The organism is Sphingobacterium thalpophilum (assembly GCF_901482695.1).
GTDB classification, from domain to species: domain Bacteria; phylum Bacteroidota; class Bacteroidia; order Sphingobacteriales; family Sphingobacteriaceae; genus Sphingobacterium; species Sphingobacterium thalpophilum.
On record NZ_LR590484.1, the window covers coordinates 1,099,704 to 1,125,628 of the forward strand.

The window sequence follows — 25,925 nt, forward strand, 5'->3', positions numbered from 1 at the left end:
TTCTCCAAAATCGACAACAACGCCGATCAGAACGGAAGCAAAAATTCTATGAACAAAAAAAAAGGGTTAAAAATAGCAAAAAACATACTAAAGGTTGTCGTTACCATTGGAGCCTTATACTGGGTATTCAGCAAAGTCTCACTCAAAGATCTACAGGAAGCTGTCATTAATTCCAACCCTATTTATTTATTGCTGGCCTTGCTTTCCTATAGTCTTTCAATCCTGATCTCCTCCTCCCGGCTGCTCACCTTCTTGAGAGCAATTGGTCTGGATGTGTCTGAAAAGTATAATCTGAAACTGTACCAACTGGGACTGTTCTATAACCTGATTCTACCTGGGGGCGTTGGCGGTGATGGCTATAAAATTTTCTTCCTCAGGAAACGATTCAGTATTAAAGGCAGAAAATTGTTTACTGCATTATTCCTAGATCGCCTCAGCGGATTATGGGCCTTGTGCCTTATTATCGCTGCCCTGGTCACTTATATGCCACAGCTAGGCATTCCGAACTATCTGACCATCCTTTTATTTATATTAGGCAGCGGCATCTATTATGTGGTCGTCACAAAGTTCTTTAAAGAATATAAAACTACTTTTCTGAAAGCCCATTTAAAAGCGATAGGCGTACAGTCCATGCAAGTTATTGCAGCTATCCTCATTCTTTACGCCTTAGGATTCAACGGTAAATTCTCTCCTTACTTATTTTTATTTCTGGCCTCTTCCCTGGTTTCCATCATTCCTTTTTCTGTGGGCGGATTGGGCATGCGCGAGTTAGTCATTATGTGGGGAGCGGGCATATTTCATGTGGATTCGCACAACGCAGTATTAATCACTTTATTGTTTTATATTATTTCGGCTATTGTGGCTGTATCGGGAATTTATTTTATTTTTCATCCGAAAGCAATTGGCGAAGATAAATTGCCTTCCGTAGAAGAAGTTGAACAAAGTCAAAAACTAGAAGAATAGACATGGCAAATATTATTATTACCGGAGCAAGCAGCGGTGTAGGGTTTGAAGCCGTATTAGATTTGACCTCAAAAAAAGACAACAAGGTCATCGCCCTGGCCAGATCAGCCGACAGGCTGCGGAAACTGCATGAAATATCCAGCCAGCTCAACTATGATGGCGGCGAACTTTATCCCGCTCAATTCGATATTGTCTATGACGATTATGCTACACTTGTACCTTTCATCCAATCGAAGTTTGATAGTGTGGACATTTTGATCAATAACGCGGGTGCTTTGATTAACAAGTCTTTCATGGAAACCGACACTCAAGATTTCGCTGAAATGCTACAGACCAACGTGATCGGGCACGTCAACATGATAAAGCATGTCGTCCCAATGATGCATGAAGGCTCACATATTGTAAACATCGGCAGTATGGGCGGATTCCAGGGATCAATGAAATTTGCTGGACTTTCAGCTTATTCGGCCAGTAAAGGCGCACTCGCAGTATTGACAGAATGCCTGGCCGAAGAGTTTAAAGATAAAGGTATTAAAGTCAACTGTCTGGCTTTGGGATCTGCACAAACGGAGATGTTCGAAGCGGCCTTCCCAGATTTGCAAGCCGGTACTCTCGCCTATGAAATGGGGAGATATATTGCTGATTTTGCACAAACAGGTCACCATTATTTCAATGGCAAAGTATTGCCGGTTGCAAATACCACTCCTTAATCATTAAGACTCCGGTCATTTAATTCTTTCAGACAATTTTAGAAATGTAAAAATTGTCTGAAAGAGTATTCCGTTCTATACGACGGCTGCCTTGCCGAAAATCCAGTCAAGTCTATTTATCTCGCCTTCAGTTTAAGCCAATGAGTCAGATCGTCCATCAGTTGCTCATTAAAACTTTCAGAATTTTCAAAATATTCTTCGATTTTTCCGGTTTCAGCCTGCTGAAAAAGATGATTCAGATTGGGATAATCTTTAATCGTAACATCCGTTGTATTAAGGCGCAAATGCTGCAAAGCATAAATATTTTCATTTGCAGGCACTTGCACATCCTTCCCACCAAAGGAGGCAAATATCGGCACGCGTAACTGTTTAAGATAATAGGCAGGATCGATACGAAGAAAAGTCCTGAACCAAGGGATAAGCATCGGGCTCAGTTTAATTTTCATATCCGATGTTAATGGGTTGCCACGGTTTTGGCGTACAAGTTCCTTTTCCAGCATTCCCGAAAGTTCCTGCGGTGTTTCGTCTCGCAATAAAATATTATATATCCTGCGATTGCTGATTTTATTCTCATTCAGTACAGATTCGGATAATCCGCTCGCTTTTCCGAGCGCATAGCTCTGTAAAATCAGCAAAGAATCACCTTTAATAACTGGGCCGGACAATAATGCAACATAATCGACTTTATCGTTTTCGGCTGCCACTATTTCAGCTATCAGAGCTCCTTCACTATGCCCCACAATACCAATCTTGCCTAACTTGACCGTATTTTGTTTGCTCAGAAAATCCACTGCAGCATCTGCATCTGAAGCAAAATCAATAGTGGTAGCTAAATTTACCTCTCCTTTCGAACCGCCGATGCCACGATCATCGTACCGCAATACAGCAAAACCATTTTTGCTCAAGTGATCGGCCAGTATTTTAAAAGGGCGGTGCCCAAAAACTTCCGAATCTCTATTCTGCTGTCCGCTGCCATTGACCAAAACAACGGCCGGGAACGGCCCTCCTCCCTTTGGATAGGTCAGAGTCCCAGCGAGGGATGCATTTCCTTTGGGATTACGAAATGAGACTTGCTGCTCCAAATAGTCATAAGGAGGGAAAACGTCCTGTTTGCGGGACAGCCCACTCATTTCGTTCTCACTCCGAACTAATATCATCGCTGATTCAAAGCTCCCCTGCTTCATCACGCCTTTCATGACATCTTTGTCTCTGTCCAGGTATCCCGCATAAAAGAGTCTGATCGCTTTGACATCCATCCATATGGAATCTTTCTGCACTTTAATAGCGTCAATCGGAAAACGTTGTGCAGTCTGCATCGGGCTTTCAAATGTACCGATCCATCTATCATTGCTATCTTGCTCAAGATTAAAGACCAGCAATAATTTCTGTCCTGAGACCTCTACCTCCCCTTTCCACGACCCATCGAATGACTGTGCATTGCTACAGGAAAAGTGCAAGCAGATCAAAAATAAATAAAGAATCTTCTTCATATTTCTTTTTCAATCAAAATAAAAATATACCTATTTCCCATCATAAAATATAATGCCACAATAATAGTCAACATTCGAATCACCCGACAAAATGATTATCATGGCCCACCTGCCATACCGCTGTCGAAAGAGATTATTCGTTGTTACGATTGTCTAAATACTACTACTGTTGCTGGCAAGCTAAGCATGCTGCATGTCCCTGGTCACGGCATCAGGAGACGGGATGACAAGCTTTTACCAGATAGTCCGTAGCTTATAGTCAACAGCGTTATGAACACTAGCTAATACTTGAGTGTATTTATCAGCCTGGTGAGCCTCTTCGCGGCTAAATATAAGGTATATCTATTCAATGAAAGACACAATACTGTCAATGTATTTCAAAAATCATTGCTTAATGATATATTTGTAGCACTAAATAAAACATATGAGAAAAGTTTTGGGTTATATCCTATCAATTATATTTTGGTTCTGTTTTGGTCTGTCCCTGATTATATTTCATCCGATCCAATGGTTATGCCTGAAGCTGGGTGGTTATGGTGCGCATAAGAAAAGCGTGGATATGCTGAATGCGTGTTTAGTTGCTTCCTATTACACATTATTTAACCGGGTAACTTTTATCGACAATAAATCGATTCCATTGGGCCAGCCAGTGATTTTTGTCGCAAATCACCAAAGTACTTTTGATATTCCACCACTTATTTATTTTCTGCGTCGATTTCACGGCAAGTTTATTTCTAAAATTGAACTCGCTAGCGGCATCCCAAGCATATCATTCAACCTAAAACATGGCGGAGCGGCGAATATTGACCGTAATGATCCCAAACAGTCTATCGCGGAGATACTAAAACTGGCGAACAATATGAAAACTAAAAATTGGTCAGCTTTTATCTTCCCGGAGGGAACAAGATCAAAGACCGGAAAAATGAAAGCGTTTCATGTTGGCGGAATCGCTACTTTATTGAAGAAAAATCCGAATGCCCTGGTTGTACCCGTTGCGATTACAGGATCGTACGAAATGGTGCAATACGGTATGTATCCACTGACTCCCTTCTTGCATATGACATGGCAGGTTCTTGATCCTTTATCTACTGAAGGAAAAAGTGCCGAAGAAATCGTGAAACTGGCAGAAGAAACGATCAAAATGAAAGTAGAAAAGTAAAAGGATTATTTTACCTGCCGACCTTTCCAGTCATATTTTCCGATGTTACCCAACATACCGATATAAGTTAAATAACAAACATGCAATACACTCAATATCGGCAGATACCAGAGCAGCTCGTTCCGGCTAGCAAACCTTGTCAGGGGCTGAATAAAGAAAAATTCGACTGCCATCTTGAGAAAAAGAGCAAAGAGCACCACCCAGCCGATCAGTTTTACTCCGGCAATCGCTAGTATCCCACACAGCAGCAGCAACACATTAAAAAGCCAAATGGAGATTCCAAGGGCGATTACACCTTTGTTTTTATATTTGGTGCTTTTTGAAGCCCAACGTCTTCTCTGACTAATAAACGATTTCAAATCCGGCTTCGCATCCGTATACACGGTGGCGTCCTTTGACTTGCAGAATATAATTTTTTCCGGGTATTTTTCTGCAACTTTATGCAAAAACAGTTCATCGTCACCTGACGCCAGCTCATCTATGCCATTGAATCCACCCATTTCCCAAAAGACATCTTTCCGATAGGCCAAATTTGCTCCGTTACATGTGGTTGGCTTGCCGTTGCCAATACCTGCAGCACCCAAACCGATCAGATACAAAAATTCCAGCGTCTGCAGCTGTTCAAAATAGCTTTTTTCTTCCGAATAGACAACTGGCGAAGACAATAGGTAAGCATGTTCCTTTTCAAAAGTGCCAACCACTGTCGCGAGCCACTTTGGCCCCATCCTGCAATCCGCATCCGTTGTTATTATGATGTCTCCAGAGCAACAATCAATTGCTCTGGAGATCGCGAGCTTTTTATAGGAATTCAGACGACCATTTTCATTGAGCCGGATCAGTTTAACACCTTCCCCCTGATATTCCTGCACGATGGCAGAAGTATTATCGTCTGAATGATCGTCGATGATAATCAGTTCAAGTTGCTCTCTGGGAAAATGCTGCCCCAATATCGCTTCTATTGTCCGACGGATGTTTAGCTCTTCATTGCGGGCGGCAATGATGACTGACACCGTCTTCGTCGCTTCCGGAAGACACTTGTGTACCTGAAGCCCCATCCAGCCTTTACGCATCCATAGGACCAAAATGGCGTATACACAGGCAAAAATGATCAGTAAATAACTAAGGATTTGTATCACCGAAAAAATTAATCTTAAAAACAAATATAGAACCAAATATAGCAGGAAGTATGAGATTCACAAACCAGATACACGATACAATTGCCATTACTGCTATTTCTTGCGTTGTAATATAACTATAAAGATTGCTTGCGACAAAACTGCGGACGCTAAAATCAAAAATATCCAACGTCGGAAGTGCTGCCTGAACAAAGAAGAGAATAAAGATCATCAACACCATCGACAGAACCGGAAGTTCGGGCAAGGTCAATTTCATGAGTATGATATACTGTGAGGTGAAGATGATAAACCTCGCCAATGAATTTAGCAGTACCACGCAAAGCTCGCGTGTCGTATAATGCTCTAATACCCCAAAGAAGGGTTTGATTTTGGCTAGAAATTTAATCTTTCCAACCAGCAGATCCACCCATCGTACGTTAAAATACAAAATAACAAATCCTGCAGCATAGATAATCGCCAGCAACCAGACGCTGAACTGAACAGATAGCGGTGGAGATAGAAACTGACAGATAAACCAAGCGATGCTCAATGATCCAGCAACACTGGTTAGCACCAACTGGGCAAATAGCCCAACGCCCATCGCCACAGCACCCTGTGCCCTGTTCTGCGGTTGTAAGAAGAGTACACGACCACCATACTCGCCGATCCTATTGGGCGTAAAAATAGCCCAGGTAAGGCCACAGAAGACCGACTGGAGTGCCTTCCAAAAGGAAAGATGCTCTAATTTGGATGCCAGATAGCGCCATTTGACGACTTCCAACAGCCAATTTACTAGCATCAGCACTACGATCAACAGCAATGTCAAGACTACTGAATGCTGCTCTAATCCTGCAATCAAGGTCTTGAATTTATTTATATTGCTCTGATCGGACACCTTCGCAACAATGTACCACGTTGCAAGTACGAAAACCAGTATCTTTATTAGTAGACCGATATATTTTTTTTGTCTCCCCGTCAACTTTCGATATTTAGAGAGCAATGTTACTAAATTTTAGCCAAATCATTAACTTTTGTCGCGTGCAATCCGCTAATAAAAAGCAAAATTTGTAATATTGTACATGCAGAAGGAAAAGGCGAAAGAAAGAATAATTTTGGGAATTGACCCGGGCACAGTAGTACTTGGCTACGGGATCATCAAAGAAGTCGGCAACACGATATCCCTTATTTCCATGGGAGTCATCAAAATGGGACATCTCGATGATCATGCGTTGAAATTGCAACGGATCTTCAAGAAAACCTCAGCCTTAATGCAGGAATATAATCCAGACTGTGTCGCTTTGGAATCGCCCTTTTATGGAAAAAATATTCAGGTCATGCTCAAATTGGGCCGTGCACAGGGAGTAGCAATGGCGGCAGCCCTCGCGCAAGACATTCCTATTTTTGAGTATTCACCCAGAAAAATCAAGCAATCTGTTACTGGAAACGGAAATGCGACCAAAGAGCAGGTTTCTGCGATGCTCAAAACACTCTTAAAATTTGAAGAAACACCTCAGTTTCTCGATGCCACAGATGGTCTGGCTATTGCTGTATGCCATTCTTTTCAGAAAAATAGCACATCGGGCAACGCTAAATCTTATTCTGGCTGGTCTGCCTTCATCAACGATAATAAGGACCGGATCCGATAGAGTTACATCTGCACCTGACGGATCACATTTTTCACATTCAGTTCAACTATATCGGTCATGGTTCTGCATTTCAGATAAGAATTATTCTGGTAAAACTCCGCATAACCTTCTCGCAATTGTCTGATATTTTCCGGCGTGGATAGTACCTGAGTCTGGGAAGCATCCCGCAGGTCAGCAATCCGGTGTCTTTCACTGCGCACTCTGTGGACAATGGAAGATCGCTCCTCCTGTTGATATTGCAAGACCGTTTTCTCATTGAGATGCTCCATTGCCAGTTTGACATACGGATAATTTTCCTTGAAAAATTGTGGCATATATACTTTCGGATTGCCTTCATAAAACTGCTGGTCAAAATCAATAGCCCTGATTCTGAACTGAAAGTCATCAAAATCGGGCGTGATCTGCATGACAAAATTATAAGCACGCATATCGCCGAGTAAGGTGATGATACAGCGTTCATTAAATTTGACAAATTCCTTGGAAATACGAGTCAAATTGTAATCCGGCGAAAACATCCTCGTCTGCGAGAATGTATCGCCCGGAATACCAACAATATGTTCCTCAACCAATGTATCTTGATCCACCATATAATTCACTTGGTTGGGAGACAATATCTCCTCGAGTTCCAATCCATAAATTCGCGAAGCATCAGCCTGCTTGATATAGAAATAGTCATAGACATCGTTCAGGCGGTTGACAATACGAATCCGAAACGGTTTTGTATTTCCAAAACCGCAATATTCAACACGGTCAATATACTTATGCTGTACAATACGTGTATTTCCAGAAGCCTTGAGTTTGGCATAAATGACTTTTAGTCCATCATACAGCTGGTCGATCAGATGTTGCGGGTAAAGTGGTGTCTCCCAGAATGTATCTTTCCCAAATTTGTCCATTACGGGTACTGTTTCGGTAAAATTCAATAAGTCCTTATACCCGATAGGCAACTTTTCATCCCGCTGATACATTCGAAGATATTTATGAAGCCCTTCTCCCACTTCAAAAATTGGCTTCTTCTTCGAAATCTTAACGTCTTGAACCTCTTCCATTTTATTTTTCGCATTTATATTGATATCTGAATACTTGGCACCGTCATCTGTACATCTGTAGAGACGGTATTCGATAATAACATTATCAATATCAATAACTATTTTTTATTAAATTTACATCTATAAACCGAAAATTCTTAGTAATTTTGAAATAAATTTAATTATTTTAGTTGTTGGTCAGATTTACGTGCATTGACCAAATGATGAAAACATAAAAAAACCATTGTTAATGGAAAATCAATATGCAAACTATGATCTAGACAATTTGGATATCCAAATCTTGTCTATTCTAATGAACGATGCCTCCATCCCTTACACAGAAATAGCTAAAAAGCTGATTGTATCCGGCGGCACAATTCATGTTAGAATGAAGAAGATGGAAGAGTTAGGTATCATCCGGGGTTCAAACCTGATTATCAATCCACAAAAAGTAGGCTTTGATATTACTGCGTTCTTGGGTATCTATCTAGAAAAAGGTTCACAATATGCAGATGCGGTAGACAAATTAAAAGAAATCAAAGAGGTTGTTGAATTACACTATTGTACTGGACAGTATAGTATCTTTGCGAAAATCATCTGCAGGGATACGGTGCACCTCAGAAAGGTACTGAATGAAGATATCCAATCTGTACCGGGAATACAACGTACAGAGACAATCATTTCTCTCGAAGAAAGCATTAAACGTCAGATTAGTCTGCTCTAATCTAATAAAAAAAGCCTCCATGTAGGAGGCTTTTTTATACTATTTTTTGCAGCAGCGCTATATACAGGTCTATCCCCTCTTTAATCTCATCAATATAAATAAACTCATCCGCCATATGGGATCTTGCACTGTCTCCGGGGCCAAGCTTCAACGAAGGCACGGGAATAAGCGCCTGATCGCTCATTGTTGGTGAGCCATATAGTTTCCTGCCGAACGACAGTCCGGACTGCACGATGGGATGCTGTTCTGGTATGGAGGAAGATTTTAGCCGGGTGGACCTCGCAGTTACTTCAGAAGCAACATGAGATTTTATGATTTCCAGTGTTTCTTCATTAGAATAAGCGTCAGTCGTCCTCACGTCCACGACAAAACTACAGGTAGCAGGCACTACATTATGCTGCGAACCAGCCTGAATGACAGTCACTGACATTTTAATCGGGCCCAATGTCGGCGATGTCTTCTCGAAGGTATAGTCCTTAAACCATTGGATATCTTTGATCGCTTTGTAAATAGCGTTGTCACCTTCGTCACGGGCAGCATGTCCTGCCGTTCCCCTAGCTACGCAGTCCAATACTATGAGCCCTTTTTCCGCAATAGCCAAGTGCATTAACGTCGGCTCACCCACGATGGCAAAATCGATAGGGCCGATATCCGCAAGCACAGACTCTATACCATCTCTACCTGAAATTTCCTCCTCTGCACTTGCCACGAAACAGAAATTATACTTTAGGTCAGCATGTTCATAGAAGTACCTAAAAGCTGCGATTAGCGACACTAAACAGCCTCCAGCATCATTACTACCCAAGCCATACAGTTTGCCGTCCTCTTCTGTCGCCGCCAGTGGGTCGCGCGTATATCCTGTATTCGCTTTTACTGTGTCATGGTGTGAATTAAGTAGAATGGTTGGCTTATTTATATCGTAATGTGCATTGTATGCCCAGACATTATTGCCTTTCCTAAAAGTTCTGATACCGCGCTCATTAAAAAACTCCACAAGCAAGTTTGCCGTTAAGGTTTCTTCCCTGCTCAAGGACGGCAAGCTGATTAACCTTTTCAATAATGCTAGGCTATCACGAAATAAGCCATCCTTATCCCTCATTATATAACCCTCCTGCTTTATCTGCAGACAATTTTATACCCTTAATAAATGCAGAACTAAACCCATTATGTTCCATTTCATTCAGGCCGGCAATCGTACATCCTTTTGGAGAGGTCACCTTATCAATCTCTCTCTCGGGATGAGCATTTGTATGCAGCAAGAGATCTGCAGCACCTTTGGCGGTCTGAACAGCCATTTTCAGTGCGTCATGTGCATGAAAGCCTATTTCAACCCCACCCTGGGATGCTGCACGTATAGCACGCAGAAAAAATGCAATCCCACAGGCGCAGAGCGCTGTCGCCGAGGTCATCAGGTCCTCGTTGATGATCACAACCGATCCGACCGTCTCAAACATTTTCTCTACTTGCTCTAAACTTTCTGTTGAAGCACTATCGCTGGCGATACAGGTCATCGACTGGGCGATGGCAATCGCCGTGTTCGGCATAGCACGTATGACAGTCGCGTCCTCCCCCAATTCAGCCTTCAGGTCAGCACAGGACACACCAGAGGCAATAGATACGAAAATCTGTCTTCCCTTGTCGACGACAGGAGATACCTCCATCAACACCTTTTTGAGTTGCTGTGGTAGAATAGCGAATACAACAATATCAGCACTTTTTACAGCAGCTTTATTGTCATTGCTTACGATAAATCCTTGACTCGCCTCCTCAGCTAAAGCGTTTAAATTTCTTCGCGTCAGTGTAATATCAGAAGCTTGTGCAAATTGACTCTTTACAAGCCCCTTGGCCAGTGAAAGACCAATATTTCCGCTGCCAATGATGGTGACCTTTTTCATAGTATTCGGTTTAGGTTAGATTACATATTATTTTAATGTCAAACAGGTACCAAACTGCCCTTGTTGAAACAAGTGTAGGTTGTTGGCGTTGCCAATATACACTTCCTGTACGCCTTTGTTTATAGCGTTAAATGCATTTTGTAATTTTGGGATCATGCCTTCGTTTACCACGCCTGATTCCTTTAAATATTCAAACTCCTCGGATTTGATTGCCGGTATTACGGAGTTTTCGTCCGTAATGTCCCGGAGCACGCCATTTTTCTCAAAGCAGTAGACTAGCGATGTTTCATAAAGTGAAGCCAATGAAACTGCCAGCGAAGACGCGATCGTGTCTGCATTTGTATTCAGCAATTGACCCAGACCATTATGTGTTATCGCCGAGAATACAGGAACAAATCCGGCTTCCAAAAATTTCTTGATCGCCAGTGTATTGACAGAATCATGCAATAAATCTCCGACAAAGCCGTAGTCAATATCTTTAACTGGTCGCTTTATCGCCTTGATAACGTCGCCATCGGCGCCAGAAAGGCCCACTGCGTCGCATTTTAATTTTTGCAGTTTAGCTACAATCGTCTTATTTGTCAAGCCTGCATACACCATAGTTACCACGCGTAACATATCCTCGTCGGTCACTCTTCGCCCCTCGACCATTTGCGCTTGTATACCCAATTCGTTCGCTAAGCGGGTAGCGATCTTACCGCCACCATGCACCAAAATTTTTTTCCCTGATAATGCGGAGAATTTTTCCAGGAAGGAATCCAGCTGACTTTCATCATCTATAACATTTCCGCCGATTTTTATAATATTTAATACACTATTTGCCATTACGCAACTTTTCCCTATAAAATAGTTTTTCCAATAATCAAAAGGTTAGGATTTATCCTAGCTCTTCCAGCATACGTTTTAAGACAACCTGAGCCGCCCAGACACGATTGCTCGCTTCTTTAATAACCAGTGAATTTGGCCCATCCAAAATCTCCGATGACAGCTCAAGATCCCGTCGTACAGGCAGACAATGCATGACTTTAGCACTGTTTGTCACGGCTAACTTTTCATTGTCCATCATCCAGTCTTCATCCACCGTATACACTTCGCCATACTCCTCATAAGACGACCAATTTTTCACATAGACAAAATCGGCCCCCTTTAGACTTTCATTCAGATTAGTTGATATGGTCGCTCCTTTAGTAAAGTCGTCGCTCAGTTCGTAGCCCATGGGCTGTGCGATTGTAAAGTCCACCAATCCTTCTTCCTGAGCTTTGCACATCCATTCAGCAAATGAGTTTGGCACAGCTTGAGGTAAGGCTTTCACATGCGGTGCCCACGCCAATACGACCTTTGGTCTGGCCACATTCTTATGCTCAGTAATCGTGATCATATCCGTCAGACTCTGCAGTGGGTGGCGCGTGGCGCTCTCAAGGGAAACGACAGGCACGCCGCAATACTTAATGAATTTATTAAACAGATCTTCACTATAGTCTTCTTCGCGATCTTTTAGCTTTGGAAAGGAACGCAATCCAAGAATATCACAGTACTCTCCCATTACTGCTGCTGCTTCACGAATATGCTCCACTGTACTGCCATTCATAACAATACCGTCCTGAGTCTCCAAAGCCCAACCGTCTTTGTCCATATTCATCACCATCACATTCATACCCAGATTCATCGCCGCTTTTTGCGTACTCAAACGCGTACGCAAACTAGGATTTAAAAACACCAGCCCCAGAGTCTTGTGCTTACCAAGCTCCTGAAAATCAAAAGGTGATGACTTTAACGCCAAGGCTTCTTGCACAACATCCGCTACGCTGTCAACGTCCTTAACAGAGAAAAACTTTTTCATCAATGTAATTATCTATATGAGTGTCTTCTAAACAGCTAAGCTAGTTTCACTCCATTTATATTAATGTTAACCCATACCATTCGCCGCCCCATCTTAAATAACGGATACAGCAACATCATAGTATATTACAGTACTGTAACAGCCTTTAATTGCTGTTGTAGAGCCGACAGAAACTGATCGGCATGCTGTTTGGTGATATTCAATGCCGGTAGTAAGCGTATAACGTTCGGCTTGGCTTCACCAGTGAAAATGCGATCCTTTAATAGCAGGTCTTTTTTAACATGCGCCAAAGAAGCGGGCAATTCAATCCCAATCATCAGCCCTCGGCCACGGACCTCAACGATATCGTCAATTTTCTTCAGTTCATCGATAAGATATTGTCCAACCTGCAGTGCGTTCTCCATCAGGTTATCCTGCCTAATCACTTCCAGTACGGCCAATGCCGCAGCGCAGGCTAGGTGGTTACCGCCGAAAGTCGTACCCAGGCTACCATGAACAGCTTTAAATTTCGGAGATATACTTATTGCTCCGATGGGGAATCCATTGCCCATACCCTTCGCCATCGTATAAATATCGGCCTCCACCCCTGAATAGTCCTGTGCATAGAAAAGACCCGTCCGGCCATAACCACATTGTACCTCATCCGCTATAAATACCGCATTATACTGATTACATAGCGAGCGGATCAATTGGAGAAATGGAATAGAAGCTTCCCTTATCCCGCCAACACCCTGAATACTCTCAATAATCACAGCCGAGATCTCGTCGCCATAGGTGCCGAAAGCGTCCTGAAGAGCTTTTTCATCATTAAATGGCAGAAATATCACATTTTCAGTTTCATTAACAGGCGCCACTATATTCGGATTATCTGTAGCAGCTACGGCCAATGAGGTCCTTCCATGAAAGGATTTCGAAAAAGCGATCACCTTTCGTCTCTTATTATAGAAAGAAGCAAGTTTCAACGCATTTTCATTCGCTTCGGCTCCGGAGTTACAAAGAAATAAATCATAATCCATCTTGCCAGAAACCTCTCCAAGTAATCGAGCCAGTTCACGCTGAATTGGAATCTCCACAGAGTTCGAGTAAAAGCCAATACGGTTCAACTGATCCGTGATACGCTTTACATAATGTGGGTGGGTATGGCCGATTGAAATCACGGCATGCCCTCCATACAAGTCCAAATAAGCATTTCCTTCGGCATCCCACACCGTAGACCCACTAGCCTTAACTATGTTAATGGGATTAATGGGATAAACATCAAATGGTTTCATCTTAATGAATTATAGATTGATAAACGAAATAGCTAGCATCAGAAAAGCGATCAGATTTTAGCATTACAAATATATCAGTTATAACGGTAGGATTGGCTATAAAATAAAAAAAGTCCCCTTAAAAAGGAGACTTTTTTTATTTTATAGAACAGAGCAACTATTATTCTCCGTCAACTTTTTCTTCACCTTCAACCTCAGCTTTCACTTCAGCAGGAGCTTCCGTTTCAGCAGGCGCAGGAGCAGCAGCTTTTTTACCACCACGGCGGCGAGTAGCTTTTTTCTCAGCAGCAGCAGCTTTTTTACCGTAGATTTCGTTGTAATCAACCAGCTCGATGAAAGCCATTTCCGCATTATCACCTAAACGGTTTTCCATTTTGATGATACGCGTATAACCACCTGGACGGTTAGCTACTTTTTCAGATATTTCGCGGAATAAGATAGAAACTGCATCTTTATCTTTCAAGTAAGCGAATACTGTACGACGAGAGTGAGTCGTATCGTTTTTAGATTTAGTAATCAAAGGCTCAACATAGGTACGTAACGCTTTAGCTTTAGCCAAAGTAGTAGTAATACGTTTGTGTTTGATCAATGACGTTGCCATGTTAGCCAACATTGCTTTTCTATGGCTATCCGTGCGGCCTAAGTGATTTACTTTTTTTCCGTGTCTCATTTTGGATTTTATTATACTAATCGTACCGTTTTTGTATGTAAACTATGGAAATACTCCCATAGGATTGGCCAAAAGGAATTACGACTAGTGGTCGCTTAATAATTTATTATTCTTCGTCTAATTTATATTTGGCTAAGTTCATTCCGAATGACAAACCTTTCGATTTTACCAATTCCTGAATTTCACTTAACGATTTTTTACCGAAGTTTCTGAATTTCAGCATATCAGCTACGTCGTATGTTACCAACTCAGCCAATGTACGGATATCAGCAGCTTTCAAGCAGTTCAATGCACGAACTGAAAGATCAAGATCTACTAATTCTGTTTTCAAGATCTTACGCATATGTAAGATTTCCTCATCAACAACCTTAGTTTCCTCTTTCGTTTGAGACTCAAGAAGCATATTCTCGTCGGAGAATAAAATAAAGTGTTGAATCAAAATCTTAGCAGCCTCTTTCAAAGCCTCTTCGGGGTGAATTGAGCCATCTGTAGAGATATCCAACAACAATTTCTCATAGTCGGTTTTTTGCTCTACACGGTAATTCTCAATGGTATATTTAACATTCTTAATCGGAGTAAAGATCGAATCGATTGCGATAACACCAACTGGAGCATCGGCAACCTTGTTCTCATCTGCATTTACGTATCCACGACCTTTAGCAATACTCAATTCCAATTCAATTGTCACTGAGTTATCCATATTACAGATTACTAAGTCTGGGTTTAAGACAGTAAAGTTATTAGAGAATTTTGTGATATCACCAGCTAAGAATTGTTCTTGACCATTGATTACTACAAATACCTTTTCGCTGTCGCCAATCTCACCTGTTTTTTTGAAACGGATCTGTTTCAAGTTCAAGATAATTTCAGTTACGTCTTCAACAACACCTTTGATCGTTGAAAATTCGTGCGAAACGCCAGAAAACCTTATCGACGTAATTGCATATCCTTCTAACGAGGACAATAGAATACGGCGCAAAGCATTACCAATGGTTACACCAAAACCAGGCTCCAATGGACGAAATTCAAACGTACCATCAAAATCCGTAGATTTTTGCATGATAACTTTATCCGGTCTTTGAAATGCTAAAATTGCCATTTATTTTCTTTTAATGTTTATTTGTAATAATAATTGTAATACAATAGAAGATGCATACCCCAAAAATTGGACTATGCATGCTTCTATTTTATTTATTATTTAGAGTATAACTCAACGATTAAGTTCTCTTTAATGTTTTCAGGAATATCAGCTCTTTCTGGATAGCTTAAGAAAGTACCTTTCAATTCTTTCGCATTCCACTCTAACCAAGAAAATTTATTTACAGTACGACCTGCAACTGAATTTGTGATGGCTTCAAGTGTTTGAGAACGTTCACGAACGGCTACAACGTCACCTGGACGCAAGCTATATGATGGAATGTTAACAACTTCTCCGTTAACAGTAATGTGTTTATGAGATACTAACTGACGCGCAGCAGCACGAGTAGTAGCAATACCTAAGCGGTAAACTACGTTATCTAAGCGAGCTTCCAATAATTTTAGGAAGTTTTCACCTGTAATACCTTGTTTAGAGGCAGCTTTAACAAATAAGTTAGAGAATTGACGCTCTAACACACCGTAAGTGTATTTTGCTTTTTGTTTTTCCAACAACTGAATAGCGTATTCAGATTGTTTACCTCTGCGTTTAGAAGCTCCGTGTTGTCCAGGAGGATAATTTTTCTTTTCTAACGCTTTATCTGGGCCGAAGATCGGCTCTCTAAATTTACGGGCAATTTTGGACTTAGGTCCTGTATATCTAGCCATTTTCTTTTACAATTAAAGTATCTATCAGCCTGTAGCCGACGAATCTTATCTTTAAAATTAATTAAACTCTTCTGCGTTTTGGAGGACGACAACCGTTGTGAGGAAGTGGAGTGATGTCTTTAATAGTTGTCACATCAATTCCTACAGTCTGTAATGTTCTGATTGCAGATTCACGACCAGCACCAGGTCCTTTAACAAACACTTCTACTTTGCGCAAACCCAAGTCATAAGCAACTTTTCCACAGTCTTGAGCAGCTTGACCAGCTGCGTACGGCGTGTTCTTTTTAGAACCACGGAAACCCATTTTACCAGCACTAGACCAAGAAATAGTTTGTCCTTGATTGTTAGTCAAAGTTACAATGATATTATTAAACGTTGCGTTAATGTGAGCCTGACCTACAGGTTCAATAACAACGATACGCTTTTTTGCAGCTTTTTTAGTTTTAGCCATTTCTTATTTATTATTTAGTAGCTTTTTTCTTGTTTGCAACTGTCTTACGTTTACCTTTACGAGTACGTGAGTTGTTTTTAGTACGCTGACCACGAACTGGTAAGTGTTTACGGTGACGTAGTCCACGGTAACAGCCGATATCCATTAAACGTTTGATGTTTAATTGAATCTCCGAACGCAACGCACCTTCAACTTTCAATTCGTCATTAATGATGTTACGAATTGCTGACAATTGTTCATCATTCCAATCTTGCACCTTCACATCTTCGCTGATACCAGCTTTTTCCAAGATATATTGAGCACTTGCACGACCGATACCAAAAATATAGGTAAGGCCGATCACACCTCTTTTGTTTTTAGGTAAATCAATACCTGCTATCCTTGCCATATAATATTAAGCTATTATTTTTAATGATTAACCCTGACGTTGTTTAAACTTAGGGTTCTTTTTGTTAATTACAAAAACTTTACCTTTACGACGGATGATCTTACAGTCCGCGCTACGTTTTTTAATTGATGCTCTTACTTTCATGATATTTATTTTTTCAAAAGCTTGCGCTAATTAAAGGCTTACCTACTACTTATAGCGATAAGTGATCCTTCCTTTAGTCAAATCATAAGGAGACATTTCCAACTTAACTTTATCCCCGGGCAAAATCTTGATATAGTGCATACGCATTTTGCCTGAAATATGGGCAATGATTTCATGTCCATTTTCCAATTCTACCCTAAACATAGCATTAGAAAGTGCCTCTCTAATTATACCGTCTTGTTCTATTGAGGCTTGTTTAGCCATATATTCTCGATTAAATTTAATTTAAAAGCCTGCGAACAGGAGTGCAAAGATAAATAAAAATAATTGAAAACCAACTACTTTTTATTCAAAACTTTCTCTACATGTTCAAATGTCAGCAACACATCTGGCTGCCCCTTACGGATCGCCACCATTTGCTCGAAGTGCGCCGATAATTTTCCATCAACTGTACTTACCGTCCAGCCATCGTCCCAAAAACGGACACCAGCTCGTCCCGCATTGATCATCGGTTCGATACAAATGACCAAACCTTCCTCCAACTTGGGGCCAGATCCGCGTTTTCCATAATTCGGAACTTCAGGCTTTTCATGTAAGTGATATCCAACGCCATGCCCCACCAGCTCGCGCACAATGCCAAACCCAAATTTATTGACATACTCCTGGACAGCAGAAGAGATATCCCCGACGCGTTTACCGGCCACAGCCTGCTCAACACCCTTATACAATGATTCCTTTGTGACATCCAGTAACAACTGCGCCTCTTCAGAAATTTCGCCTACACCAAAGGTATAAGCTGAATCACTGATAAAACCGTTTAGATTGACACCACCATCGACCGAAACAAGATCACCATCTTTAATTTCATAATCACCCGGAAAACCATGAACAATCTGATCATTGACTGAAATACACAAAGAATATGGAAATCCCTGATAATTTAAGAACGCTGGCGTTCCACCATTATCATGAATATACTCATAAGCTAATTTATCAAGAGATATAGTTTTTATTCCAGGTTTAATCACTTTTGCGATTTCACCAAGCAATTGCGAAAGCACATCTGCTGACCTTCGCAATTGCTCTATATCGTCTGCTGACTTATAAAATACTTTAGACATCTAAAGAAATTAAATTGCCGAATGATCCATTCCCTCTACAGAAGCGGCCGAACGGCCTTTAATACGTCCTGTTTTCATCAATCCGTCATAATGACGCATCAATAAATGGGATTCGATCTGTTGCAAAGTATCCAACACCACACCTACTAAAATCAATAAGGACGTACCTCCGTAGAAGTGCGCAAATTGATTATTAATACCAAACAAACTTGCAATAGCAGGTAAAATAGCAATGATCGCTAAGAAAATTGCCCCCGGAAATGTAATATTTGATATTACGCGGTCTATAAAATTACTAGTTTCCAATCCTGGTTTAATACCCGGAACAAATCCTCCGTTCTTCTTCATGTCGTCCGACATTTGCTGTGGATTAACCATAATTGCTGTGTAGAAAAACGTGAATGCGATAATCAAAAACGCAAATGTCACGTTATACGCAACAGAAGTATAGTTACTCAGCGAGGTCAAAAATTCAGACTGAAGATTCGGGAAAAACTGTCCCAAACTCATTGGCACAAACATAATTGCCTGTGCGAAAATGATCGGCATTACCCCCGCTGCATTTACCTTTAAAGGTATATACTGGCGAACGCCACCGACTTGTTTATTGCCTACAATTTTCTTCGCATATTGTACAGGAATCTTGCGAACCCCTTGTACAATCAGAATCGTAAAGATCACAACGAAGAACAAAGCTACAAATTCAAGCAACAATGGAATTGGACCACCACCACCTTTCGCCATTCTAGAAACCCATTCCGCAGTGATACCACTTGGCAATTGTGCGATAATACCAGTCATGATGATCAAGGAAATACCATTACCGATACCTTTATCCGTAATTTTCTCTCCTAACCACATCACAAATAATGTACCGCCTGTCAAAACTATGGCAGTCAGAATGGTGAACAATGGGTCTGCAATTGTCTTAGCACTTGGCTCAATCTGAGTACGTACATAAGCAAAAGCCTGAAGCAAAGTAATCCCTAATGTTAGATAACGGGTAATTTGATTCATTTTTTGACGACCACTTTCCCCTTCTTTCTGCATCTTTTGGAAGTAAGGAACCGCGATGCCCAGCAATTGAACAACAATGGATGCCGAGATATATGGCATTACCCCTAAAGCAAAGATTGCCGACCGAGAGAAAGATCCTCCCGCAAACATATCCAATAGGCCCAATAAACCCTCTTTCTGGCCAGAAGCCAAAGCGTGAGGATTTACACCTGGTAATACCACGTGACATCCAATACGGTAAATCAACAGAAAAAGTAACGTATTTAGAATACGCGTACGTAAATCGTCGATTTTCCAAATATTGGTTAAGGTTGTGATTAGTTTCTTCATTTATTAAATTTTAACGATAGAACCGCCTGCAGCTTCAATAGCTTTTTGAGCAGAAGCAGTAAACGCGTGCGCTGTTACTTCAACTTTAGCTTTCAATTCACCCCGGCCCAAGATTTTAACTTTGTCATTTTTAGACACCAATCCATGAGCTTTCAATGCATCGAAATCTACAGCTGTCAAATTGTGCTTCTCGATCAACGTTTGCAAAGTATCCAAGTTGATACCATTGTACTCCACGCGGTTAATGCTTTTGAAACCAAATTTAGGCACACGACGTTGTAAAGGCATTTGACCACCTTCAAAACCGATTTTCGTTGAGTGACCTGAACGAGAACCAGCACCTTTGTGGCCACGTGTAGAAGTACCACCACGACCTGAACCAGTACCACGGCCAATACGTTTTCTACTCTTTACAGAACCTTTTGCAGGTTTTAAATTACTTAAGTTCATCTTAAACTAAATTGTGCTAGCCCTTCGCTCTCACTAAACAGGTACTAGCGATTAAAAAATATTGATTATTAATAACAAGTAATGGAAAGAGCTCAAAGAGCCTTTCCATATGCTAATATTAAATAGTTTCGATAGCTACTAAATGGTTTACTTTACGTACCATTCCAATAATTGCTGGAGTAGCTTCAACTTCTACTGAGTGGTTGATTCTTTTTAAACCTAAAGCCTCAATAGTTCTCTTTTGGCGCTCGCTTCTGTCGATAACGCTCTTTATCTGGGTGATTTTGATTTTTGCCATGATAATTAACCGTTAAATACTTTATTTAAATCGACACCGCGGTGTTGTGCCACTGTATATGCATCGCGCATGTTTGCTAAAGCAGTAACAGTTGCTTTTACCACGTTGTGTGGGTTAGAAGAACCTAATGATTTAGCCAATACGTCTTTGATACCAGCAGATTCCAATACTGCACGCATCGCACCACCTGCTAAAACTCCTGTACCGGCAATAGCTGGTTTGATCAAAACAGAACCACCAGAATATTTGCCATATTGTTCATGAGGAACAGTACCTTTGATTACAGGAACTTTCACCAAATTTTTCTTTGCATCGTCGATACCTTTAGTAATTGCTTCAGTTACCTCTTTAGCTTTACCTAAGCCATAACCAACAATACCATTTTCATCACCTACTACAACAATTGCAGAGAAGCTGAAAGTACGACCACCTTTAGTAACTTTTGCTACACGTTGGATACTTACTAAGCGATCTTTTAATTCAATTTCGCTCGATTTTACTCTTTTTATATTGCTTAATGCCATTTCTTTTCTATGATTAAAAGTCTAAACCGCCTTCGCGAGCACCTTCAGCCAAAGATTTGATACGGCCATGGTATAAGTACCCATTACGGTCAAAAACTACTTTATTAATTCCTGCTGCTAACGCTTTTTCAGCAACCAATTTACCTACAGCTTTAGACTGTTCAACTTTGTTACCAGATGCAACTAATTCTTTAGACAAGCTAGATGCAGCAACTAGTGTTTTACCTGCGTTGTCATCAATAATTTGTGCATAGATACCTTTGTTACTTCTAAAAACCGATAAACGTGGACGTTCAGACGTTCCAGCAAGGTTTTTTCTGATTCCTTTTTTGATTCTCTCTCTACGAGATGCTTTTTGTCCTGCCATGATTATTATTTTTTAGCTGATTTACCTGCTTTTCTTCTCAACACTTCCCCTTCAAACTTGACACCTTTTCCTTTGTAAGGCTCTGGTTTACGGAAGCCACGGATTTTAGCCGCTACCTGACCGATCAATTGTTTGTCAGCACATTCTAAAGTGATCGTAGGGTTTTTACCCTTTTCAGCAGTAGTTGATACCTTAACTTCTTTTGGCAATACAAAAACAATCTGGTGAGAGAAACCTAAAGTTAACTCTAATACACTACCAGTGCTTGAAGCACGGTAACCTACACCGACTAACTCTTGAGTAGTTTTGTAACCTTCAGTCACACCATAAACCATGTTGTTCAACAGGGAGCGGTATAGACCGTGTAATGCTTTGTGTTTCTTTTGATCAGTTGGACGTGTCACCACGATGTTACCATCTTCTTGAGCGACTTTGATGTCACGGTCAACCTGTTGTGTTAATTCGCCTTTAGGACCTTTTACTGAAACTAAATTTTTGTCCGAAATAGTTACAGTTACCCCAGCAGGGATAGCGATAGGCGCTTTTCCAATTCTTGACATTTCTTTGTGTTTTTACCTAGATTAATAAACGTAACATAAAACTTCACCACCAACATTTTGAAGTCTAGCTTCTTTGTCTGTCATCACACCTTTCGATGTAGACAAAATAGCGATACCTAAACCATTCAAAACACGAGGCATAGTCTCAACACTTGCATACTTTCTTAAACCAGGTTTACTCACACGTGTCAACGTACGAATAGCCGGAATTTTGCTAATTGGGTTATATTTCAATGCAATTTTGATCGTACCTTGTACGCTACTGTCATCGAATTTGTAATTAGCAATGTAACCTTTGTCAAAAAGAACTTTAGTGATCTCTTTTTTAAGGTTCGATGCAGGAATTTCAACAACCCTGTGGTTGGCCTTGATGGCATTCCTTACTCGTGTAAGGTAATCCGCAATTGGATCTGTAGTCATTATATATGAAAATTATGACAGCGGTTTCCCTCCCAACCGTTGGTATGGGACCTACTATCTGTTAAACAATTTTAAAATGCAAAAAACCCGGCAATCCTTCACTGAATTGCCCGGGCAAAATTAAGTATTTTTTTTTAATTACCAAGAAGCTTTTTTCACCCCTGGGATCTTGCCATCTAAAGCCATCTCACGGAAAGTTACACGAGAGATACCGAATTGACGCATATATCCTTTAGGACGACCAGTCAATTTACAACGATTGTGCAAACGTACCGGAGAAGCATTTTTAGGTAATTTATCTAATGCAACGTAATCGCCAGCAGCCTTTAATTCTGCACGTTTTGCCGCATATTTAGCTACCAATTTAGCGCGTTTTACTTCGCGTGCTTTTAATCCTTCTTTAGCCATTGTTATTAGTATTTTGATTTTTAAATGGTAAACCGAATTGTTTCAACAATTCTAAAGCTTCAACATCATTTTTTGCAGAAGTCACGAAAGTGATATCCATACCTTGGATCTTGTTGATCTTGTCAATGTTGATCTCAGGGAAAATGATTTGTTCAGTGATACCTAAGTTGTAGTTACCATGACCATCGAAACCTTTATCGTTGATGCCGCGGAAGTCACGGATACGTGGAAGCGATACTGCTACCAAACGATCCAAGAACTCGTACATGTTATTATCACGCAAAGTAACACGTGCGCCTACCGGCATACCTTTACGCAATTTAAAGTTTGAGATATCTTTTTTCGATTTTGTAGCAACAGCCTGTTGACCAGTAATCAAAGTCAACTCAGCCACAGCGTTATCGATTAATTTTTTGTCAGCTGTAGCAGCTCCTACGCCTTGTGAAACAACAATTTTCTCAAGTTTAGGAACTTGCATAACACTTTTATACTGAAATTTTTCTTGAAGTGCTTTACGGATTTCCTCCGCATATTTCACTTTTAATCTTGGTACGTAAGTCATTATTTAATTTCCTCCCCTGATTTTTTAGCGTAACGAACTAATTTGCCATCTGCATTTAACTTACGACCTACACGTGTAGTTTCACCTGTCTTAGGATCGATCAACGCTAAATTAGAGATGTGAATACCAGCTTCCTTCTCAATGATACCACCATTAGGATTAGCTGCGCTTGGTTTAGTGTGTTTTTTTACGATGTTAGCGCCTTCAACGATAGCTCTATTTTTATCCACTAAAACAGTCAATACTTTTCCTTGAACACCTTTAGAGTTACCAGCGATAACTTTCACCAAATCACCTTTTTTAATTTTGATTTTGTGCTTAGTTGTTTTTGTTTTCTGTGCCATAATTATAAAACCTCCGGTGCTAATGATACAATTTTCATGAACTGTTTCTCACGCAATTCTCTGGCAACTGGGCCGAAGATACGTGAACCACGTGGCTCATCATTATTATTTAACAATACAGCAGCATTGTCATCAAAACGGATGTAAGAACCATCTTTACGACGGATTTCCTTTTTAGTTCTAACTACTACTGCTTTGGAAACCGAACCTTTTTTCACGTTTCCAGAAGGCAAAGCGCTTTTCACCGATACAACAATCTTATCTCCGATTGATGCATAACGCTTGCGCGTACCGCCCAATACACGGATTACTAAAACTTCTTTAGCACCGCTATTGTCAGCTACATTAAGTCTTGATTCTTGTTGTACCATGTTATTTAGCTCTTTCTATAATTTCAACTAATCTCCAGTTTTTTGTCTTACTCAGCGGACGAGTTTCCATGATTAATACCGTATCGCCGATACCGCAGGTATTTGTTTCGTCATGAGCTTTGAATTTAGTAGTTTTTTTAACGAATTTACCGTAGATAGGGTGTTTTACTTTACGTTCAACAGCTACAACGATAGATTTGTCCATCTTGTTGCTAACTACTAAGCCGATTCTTGTTTTTCTTAAATTTCTTTCCATTTCGACTTTACATTTTACGCCTCAGAGGCTGTTTCATTTTTAGCTGCAGCTTTGCGTGCACTGATCTCTGTACTGATACGAGCGATAGTCTTGCGTGCTGCTTTGATCACGTTAGGGTTCTCAATAGCTGAAACAGCATGTGCAAATTTCAATTTCGTAAGGGCTGCTTTCTCCTCTGCAAGACGAGCTGCTAAGTCCTCATTAGATAATTCTAAAATTTCTGAATTTTTCATGTTTTTTCAGTTGTTATTTGGGTTATCATCAGTTTAATATAGCGTTAGGGGTAACGGCCCTAACGCTTAAATGATGACATTACCAAGATTTTATGCTTCAACGTAGTCTCTACGAATCACAAACTTAGTTTGAACCGGAAGTTTTTGAGCAGCAAGGCGTAAAGCTTCTTTGGCAACTTCCAAAGGCACACCTTCTGCTTCAAATAACATACGGCCTGGGCGTACTACTGCTACCCAGTATTCTGGAGCACCCTTACCTTTACCCATACGTACCTCTGCAGGTTTTTTCGTAACAGGCTTGTCAGGGAAAATACGAATCCAAACTTGACCTTCACGTTTCATATAACGTGTAACCGCAATACGAGCTGCCTCGATCTGACGGCTAGTGATCCATGCTTGCTCCATTGTTTTGATACCGAAAGAACCGAAAGCTAACTCCGCTCCACGAGAAGCGTTACCTTTCATGCGGCCTTTCTGCATCTTTCTGAACTTCGTTCTTTTTGGCTGTAACATGTTCGTATACTTTTTAAATCTGCTTCTTCAGCAGGTTTTTGTTGTAATCTAAATAAACTCTATTAATCTTTTTTCGGAGCACGGTTGCCGCCACGGTTGTTGCCACCACGGTTGTTTCCTCCGCGGCCACCTTTACGGTTGTCACGGCGTTCGCCACCACCTTCGTGGTTGCCACGTGATTTCACACCTGATGCTTGGCCAATGTTTGGAGATAAGTCACGTTTACCGTAAACCTCACCTTTACAGATCCAAACTTTGATACCAATTTTACCGTAAGTAGTCAATGCCTCAGCTAAAGCGTAGTCGATATCGGCACGCAATGTGTGCAAAGGAGTTCTTCCTTCTTTATATTGTTCGGTACGTGCCATCTCAGCACCGCCCAAACGACCAGAACACATGATTTTGATACCTTCAGCGCCCATACGCATGGTCGAAGCGATTGAAGTTTTCATTGCGCGACGGAATGAAATACGTGCCTCTAACTGTTTTGCAACACCTTCAGCGACTAACTTCGCATCTAATTCAGGGCGTTTGATCTCGAAAATGTTGATTTGGACATCTTTCTTTGTCAATTTTTTCAACTCTTCCTTGATCTTGTCCACTTCCTGACCACCTTTTCCGATAACGATACCTGGACGAGCTGTGTGAATCGTAACAGTGATACGTTTTAAAGTTCTTTCGATTACAACTTTAGCTACACCACCTTTTGCAATACGAACAGAAAGATATTTTCTGATTTTTTCGTCTTCAACTAATTTATCGGAATAGTTCTTACCTCCGAACCAGTTAGAATCCCAACCTTTGATGATTCCTAATCTGCTACCTATTGGATTTGCTTTTTGTCCCATTTCTCA

37 protein-coding genes are annotated in these 25,925 nt (G+C 40.8%); 5 read left to right on the top strand and 32 right to left on the bottom strand.

All coding sequences use genetic code 11. The features are described 5' to 3' along the window. The first annotated feature begins 48 nt into the window (after nt 1–48). Together FGL37_RS04745 and FGL37_RS04750 are read left to right on the top strand one after the other, a co-directional pair. Nucleotides 49–963 (top strand): lysylphosphatidylglycerol synthase transmembrane domain-containing protein, encoded by a 915-nt coding sequence (locus FGL37_RS04745; RefSeq protein ID WP_028071542.1) that lies wholly within the window; start codon nt 49–51, stop codon nt 961–963. A gap of 2 nt (nt 964–965) precedes the next feature. Beyond that, nucleotides 966–1,673: an SDR family NAD(P)-dependent oxidoreductase gene (locus FGL37_RS04750; RefSeq protein WP_028071543.1), complete on the top strand. Its 708-nt coding sequence runs from the start codon at nt 966–968 to the stop codon at nt 1,671–1,673. Between the two features lie 116 nt (nt 1,674–1,789). On the opposite strand, the gene FGL37_RS04755 is transcribed toward FGL37_RS04750, so the two are convergent. Next, nucleotides 1,790–3,163 carry an alpha/beta hydrolase family protein gene (locus FGL37_RS04755; RefSeq protein WP_051607249.1) on the bottom strand — a complete coding sequence of 458 codons (1,374 nt, stop codon included), beginning with the start codon at nt 3,161–3,163 and terminating at the stop codon, nt 1,790–1,792. Nucleotides 3,164–3,587: 424 nt separating this feature from the next. On the opposite strand from FGL37_RS04755, the gene FGL37_RS04760 reads away from it, so the two are divergent. Continuing rightward, nucleotides 3,588–4,322, top strand: coding sequence for a lysophospholipid acyltransferase family protein (locus FGL37_RS04760; protein ID WP_028071545.1), 735 nt, complete (start codon nt 3,588–3,590; stop codon nt 4,320–4,322). Between the two features lie 5 nt (nt 4,323–4,327). On the opposite strand, the gene FGL37_RS04765 is transcribed toward FGL37_RS04760, so the two are convergent. Further along, a complete protein-coding gene (locus tag FGL37_RS04765) occupies nt 4,328–5,458 on the bottom strand; it encodes a glycosyltransferase (RefSeq protein ID WP_232048634.1) in 1,131 nt (376 codons plus the stop codon). Continuing rightward, nucleotides 5,442–6,416, bottom strand: coding sequence for a lysylphosphatidylglycerol synthase domain-containing protein (locus FGL37_RS04770; RefSeq protein WP_028071547.1), 975 nt, complete (start codon nt 6,414–6,416; stop codon nt 5,442–5,444). Before FGL37_RS04770 ends, FGL37_RS04765 begins: the two co-directional genes overlap by 17 nt. A 100-nt stretch (nt 6,417–6,516) precedes the next feature. Here FGL37_RS04770 and ruvC point away from each other — a divergent pair, with 100 nt between their 5' ends. Then, nucleotides 6,517–7,083: a crossover junction endodeoxyribonuclease RuvC gene (gene ruvC, locus FGL37_RS04775; protein WP_028071548.1), complete on the top strand. Its 567-nt coding sequence runs from the start codon at nt 6,517–6,519 to the stop codon at nt 7,081–7,083. Between the two features lie 2 nt (nt 7,084–7,085). Here the strand turns inward: ruvC and FGL37_RS04780 are convergent, their stop codons facing one another. Beyond that, nucleotides 7,086–8,132, bottom strand: coding sequence for a hypothetical protein (locus FGL37_RS04780; RefSeq protein WP_028071549.1), 1,047 nt, complete (start codon nt 8,130–8,132; stop codon nt 7,086–7,088). A gap of 229 nt (nt 8,133–8,361) precedes the next feature. Here FGL37_RS04780 and FGL37_RS04785 point away from each other — a divergent pair, with 229 nt between their 5' ends. Further along, nucleotides 8,362–8,835 carry an Lrp/AsnC ligand binding domain-containing protein gene (locus FGL37_RS04785; RefSeq protein ID WP_028071550.1) on the top strand — a complete coding sequence of 158 codons (474 nt, stop codon included), beginning with the start codon at nt 8,362–8,364 and terminating at the stop codon, nt 8,833–8,835. 34 nt (nt 8,836–8,869) lie between these two features. Here FGL37_RS04785 and FGL37_RS04790 read toward each other — a convergent pair whose 3' ends face one another. From FGL37_RS04790 to rpsC, 28 genes are all read right to left on the bottom strand, one after another. Further along, nucleotides 8,870–9,934, bottom strand: a complete 1,065-nt coding sequence (locus FGL37_RS04790; protein WP_028071551.1) for a M20 family metallo-hydrolase — start codon at nt 9,932–9,934, stop codon at nt 8,870–8,872. Beyond that, complete coding sequence (gene proC / locus FGL37_RS04795) at nt 9,924–10,730, bottom strand: pyrroline-5-carboxylate reductase (RefSeq protein WP_028071552.1); 807 nt, start codon at nt 10,728–10,730, stop codon at nt 9,924–9,926. The genes FGL37_RS04790 and proC overlap by 11 nt, the downstream gene beginning before the upstream one ends. A 27-nt stretch (nt 10,731–10,757) precedes the next feature. Further along, complete coding sequence (gene argB, locus FGL37_RS04800; protein ID WP_028071553.1) at nt 10,758–11,555, bottom strand: acetylglutamate kinase; 798 nt, start codon at nt 11,553–11,555, stop codon at nt 10,758–10,760. Between the two features lie 52 nt (nt 11,556–11,607). Further along, the gene (locus tag FGL37_RS04805; RefSeq protein ID WP_028071554.1) at nt 11,608–12,570 is read right to left on the bottom strand and encodes a Rossmann-fold NAD(P)-binding domain-containing protein; all 963 of its coding nucleotides are present in this window, start codon (nt 12,568–12,570) and stop codon (nt 11,608–11,610) included. 125 nt (nt 12,571–12,695) lie between these two features. Further along, nucleotides 12,696–13,841, bottom strand: a complete 1,146-nt coding sequence (locus FGL37_RS04810; RefSeq protein WP_028071555.1) for an aspartate aminotransferase family protein — start codon at nt 13,839–13,841, stop codon at nt 12,696–12,698. 160 nt (nt 13,842–14,001) lie between these two features. After that, a complete protein-coding gene (gene rplQ, locus FGL37_RS04815; RefSeq protein WP_028071556.1) occupies nt 14,002–14,511 on the bottom strand; it encodes a 50S ribosomal protein L17 in 510 nt (169 codons plus the stop codon). A 106-nt stretch (nt 14,512–14,617) separates the two neighbouring features. Continuing rightward, nucleotides 14,618–15,610, bottom strand: coding sequence for a DNA-directed RNA polymerase subunit alpha (locus tag FGL37_RS04820; RefSeq protein ID WP_028071557.1), 993 nt, complete (start codon nt 15,608–15,610; stop codon nt 14,618–14,620). 95 nt (nt 15,611–15,705) lie between these two features. Next, a complete protein-coding gene (gene rpsD, locus FGL37_RS04825) occupies nt 15,706–16,314 on the bottom strand; it encodes a 30S ribosomal protein S4 (protein WP_028071558.1) in 609 nt (202 codons plus the stop codon). 61 nt (nt 16,315–16,375) lie between these two features. Then, nucleotides 16,376–16,765, bottom strand: a complete 390-nt coding sequence (rpsK, locus tag FGL37_RS04830) for a 30S ribosomal protein S11 (RefSeq protein WP_028071559.1) — start codon at nt 16,763–16,765, stop codon at nt 16,376–16,378. Between the two features lie 10 nt (nt 16,766–16,775). After that, nucleotides 16,776–17,153, bottom strand: a complete 378-nt coding sequence (gene rpsM, locus FGL37_RS04835) for a 30S ribosomal protein S13 (protein ID WP_028071560.1) — start codon at nt 17,151–17,153, stop codon at nt 16,776–16,778. Between the two features lie 27 nt (nt 17,154–17,180). Then, entirely contained in the window at nt 17,181–17,297 is a 117-nt protein-coding gene (ykgO, locus tag FGL37_RS04840) for a type B 50S ribosomal protein L36 (RefSeq protein ID WP_013665024.1), read from the bottom strand. A 45-nt stretch (nt 17,298–17,342) separates the two neighbouring features. Continuing rightward, nucleotides 17,343–17,561: a translation initiation factor IF-1 gene (infA, locus tag FGL37_RS04845; protein WP_002997456.1), complete on the bottom strand. Its 219-nt coding sequence runs from the start codon at nt 17,559–17,561 to the stop codon at nt 17,343–17,345. Nucleotides 17,562–17,635: 74 nt separating this feature from the next. Further along, the gene (gene map / locus FGL37_RS04850; protein ID WP_028071561.1) at nt 17,636–18,418 is read right to left on the bottom strand and encodes a type I methionyl aminopeptidase; all 783 of its coding nucleotides are present in this window, start codon (nt 18,416–18,418) and stop codon (nt 17,636–17,638) included. A gap of 9 nt (nt 18,419–18,427) precedes the next feature. Continuing rightward, entirely contained in the window at nt 18,428–19,765 is a 1,338-nt protein-coding gene (gene secY, locus FGL37_RS04855; protein ID WP_028071562.1) for a preprotein translocase subunit SecY, read from the bottom strand. Between the two features lie 3 nt (nt 19,766–19,768). Then, nucleotides 19,769–20,215 (bottom strand): 50S ribosomal protein L15, encoded by a 447-nt coding sequence (rplO, locus tag FGL37_RS04860; RefSeq protein ID WP_028071563.1) that lies wholly within the window; start codon nt 20,213–20,215, stop codon nt 19,769–19,771. Nucleotides 20,216–20,333: 118 nt separating this feature from the next. Next, complete coding sequence (gene rpmD / locus FGL37_RS04865) at nt 20,334–20,513, bottom strand: 50S ribosomal protein L30 (RefSeq protein ID WP_028071564.1); 180 nt, start codon at nt 20,511–20,513, stop codon at nt 20,334–20,336. A 5-nt stretch (nt 20,514–20,518) separates the two neighbouring features. After that, the gene (rpsE, locus tag FGL37_RS04870; RefSeq protein ID WP_028071565.1) at nt 20,519–21,037 is read right to left on the bottom strand and encodes a 30S ribosomal protein S5; all 519 of its coding nucleotides are present in this window, start codon (nt 21,035–21,037) and stop codon (nt 20,519–20,521) included. A gap of 13 nt (nt 21,038–21,050) precedes the next feature. Then, nucleotides 21,051–21,404 carry a 50S ribosomal protein L18 gene (rplR, locus tag FGL37_RS04875; RefSeq protein WP_028071566.1) on the bottom strand — a complete coding sequence of 118 codons (354 nt, stop codon included), beginning with the start codon at nt 21,402–21,404 and terminating at the stop codon, nt 21,051–21,053. 5 nt (nt 21,405–21,409) lie between these two features. Next, the gene (gene rplF, locus FGL37_RS04880; protein WP_028071567.1) at nt 21,410–21,964 is read right to left on the bottom strand and encodes a 50S ribosomal protein L6; all 555 of its coding nucleotides are present in this window, start codon (nt 21,962–21,964) and stop codon (nt 21,410–21,412) included. Nucleotides 21,965–21,985: 21 nt separating this feature from the next. Continuing rightward, nucleotides 21,986–22,384 carry a 30S ribosomal protein S8 gene (rpsH, locus tag FGL37_RS04885; protein ID WP_028071568.1) on the bottom strand — a complete coding sequence of 133 codons (399 nt, stop codon included), beginning with the start codon at nt 22,382–22,384 and terminating at the stop codon, nt 21,986–21,988. 138 nt (nt 22,385–22,522) lie between these two features. Next, nucleotides 22,523–22,792, bottom strand: a complete 270-nt coding sequence (gene rpsN / locus FGL37_RS04890; protein WP_028071569.1) for a 30S ribosomal protein S14 — start codon at nt 22,790–22,792, stop codon at nt 22,523–22,525. Further along, on the bottom strand, nt 22,785–23,354 hold the full coding sequence (rplE, locus tag FGL37_RS04895) for a 50S ribosomal protein L5 (RefSeq protein ID WP_028071570.1): 570 nt from the start codon (nt 23,352–23,354) through the stop codon (nt 22,785–22,787). The genes rpsN and rplE overlap by 8 nt, the downstream gene beginning before the upstream one ends. Further along, nucleotides 23,354–23,698: a 50S ribosomal protein L24 gene (rplX, locus tag FGL37_RS04900; protein WP_028071571.1), complete on the bottom strand. Its 345-nt coding sequence runs from the start codon at nt 23,696–23,698 to the stop codon at nt 23,354–23,356. The genes rplE and rplX overlap by 1 nt, the downstream gene beginning before the upstream one ends. Nucleotides 23,699–23,700: 2 nt before the next feature. Continuing rightward, nucleotides 23,701–24,069, bottom strand: a complete 369-nt coding sequence (rplN, locus tag FGL37_RS04905; protein WP_028071572.1) for a 50S ribosomal protein L14 — start codon at nt 24,067–24,069, stop codon at nt 23,701–23,703. A gap of 1 nt (nt 24,070) precedes the next feature. Further along, a complete protein-coding gene (gene rpsQ / locus FGL37_RS04910; protein ID WP_028071573.1) occupies nt 24,071–24,325 on the bottom strand; it encodes a 30S ribosomal protein S17 in 255 nt (84 codons plus the stop codon). Nucleotides 24,326–24,339: 14 nt separating this feature from the next. Continuing rightward, the gene (rpmC, locus tag FGL37_RS04915) at nt 24,340–24,558 is read right to left on the bottom strand and encodes a 50S ribosomal protein L29 (RefSeq protein WP_028071574.1); all 219 of its coding nucleotides are present in this window, start codon (nt 24,556–24,558) and stop codon (nt 24,340–24,342) included. A 90-nt stretch (nt 24,559–24,648) separates the two neighbouring features. Then, on the bottom strand, nt 24,649–25,071 hold the full coding sequence (gene rplP, locus FGL37_RS04920; RefSeq protein WP_028071575.1) for a 50S ribosomal protein L16: 423 nt from the start codon (nt 25,069–25,071) through the stop codon (nt 24,649–24,651). A 62-nt stretch (nt 25,072–25,133) separates the two neighbouring features. After that, complete coding sequence (gene rpsC / locus FGL37_RS04925) at nt 25,134–25,919, bottom strand: 30S ribosomal protein S3 (RefSeq protein WP_028071576.1); 786 nt, start codon at nt 25,917–25,919, stop codon at nt 25,134–25,136. Between the last annotated feature and the right edge of the window lie 6 nt (nt 25,920–25,925).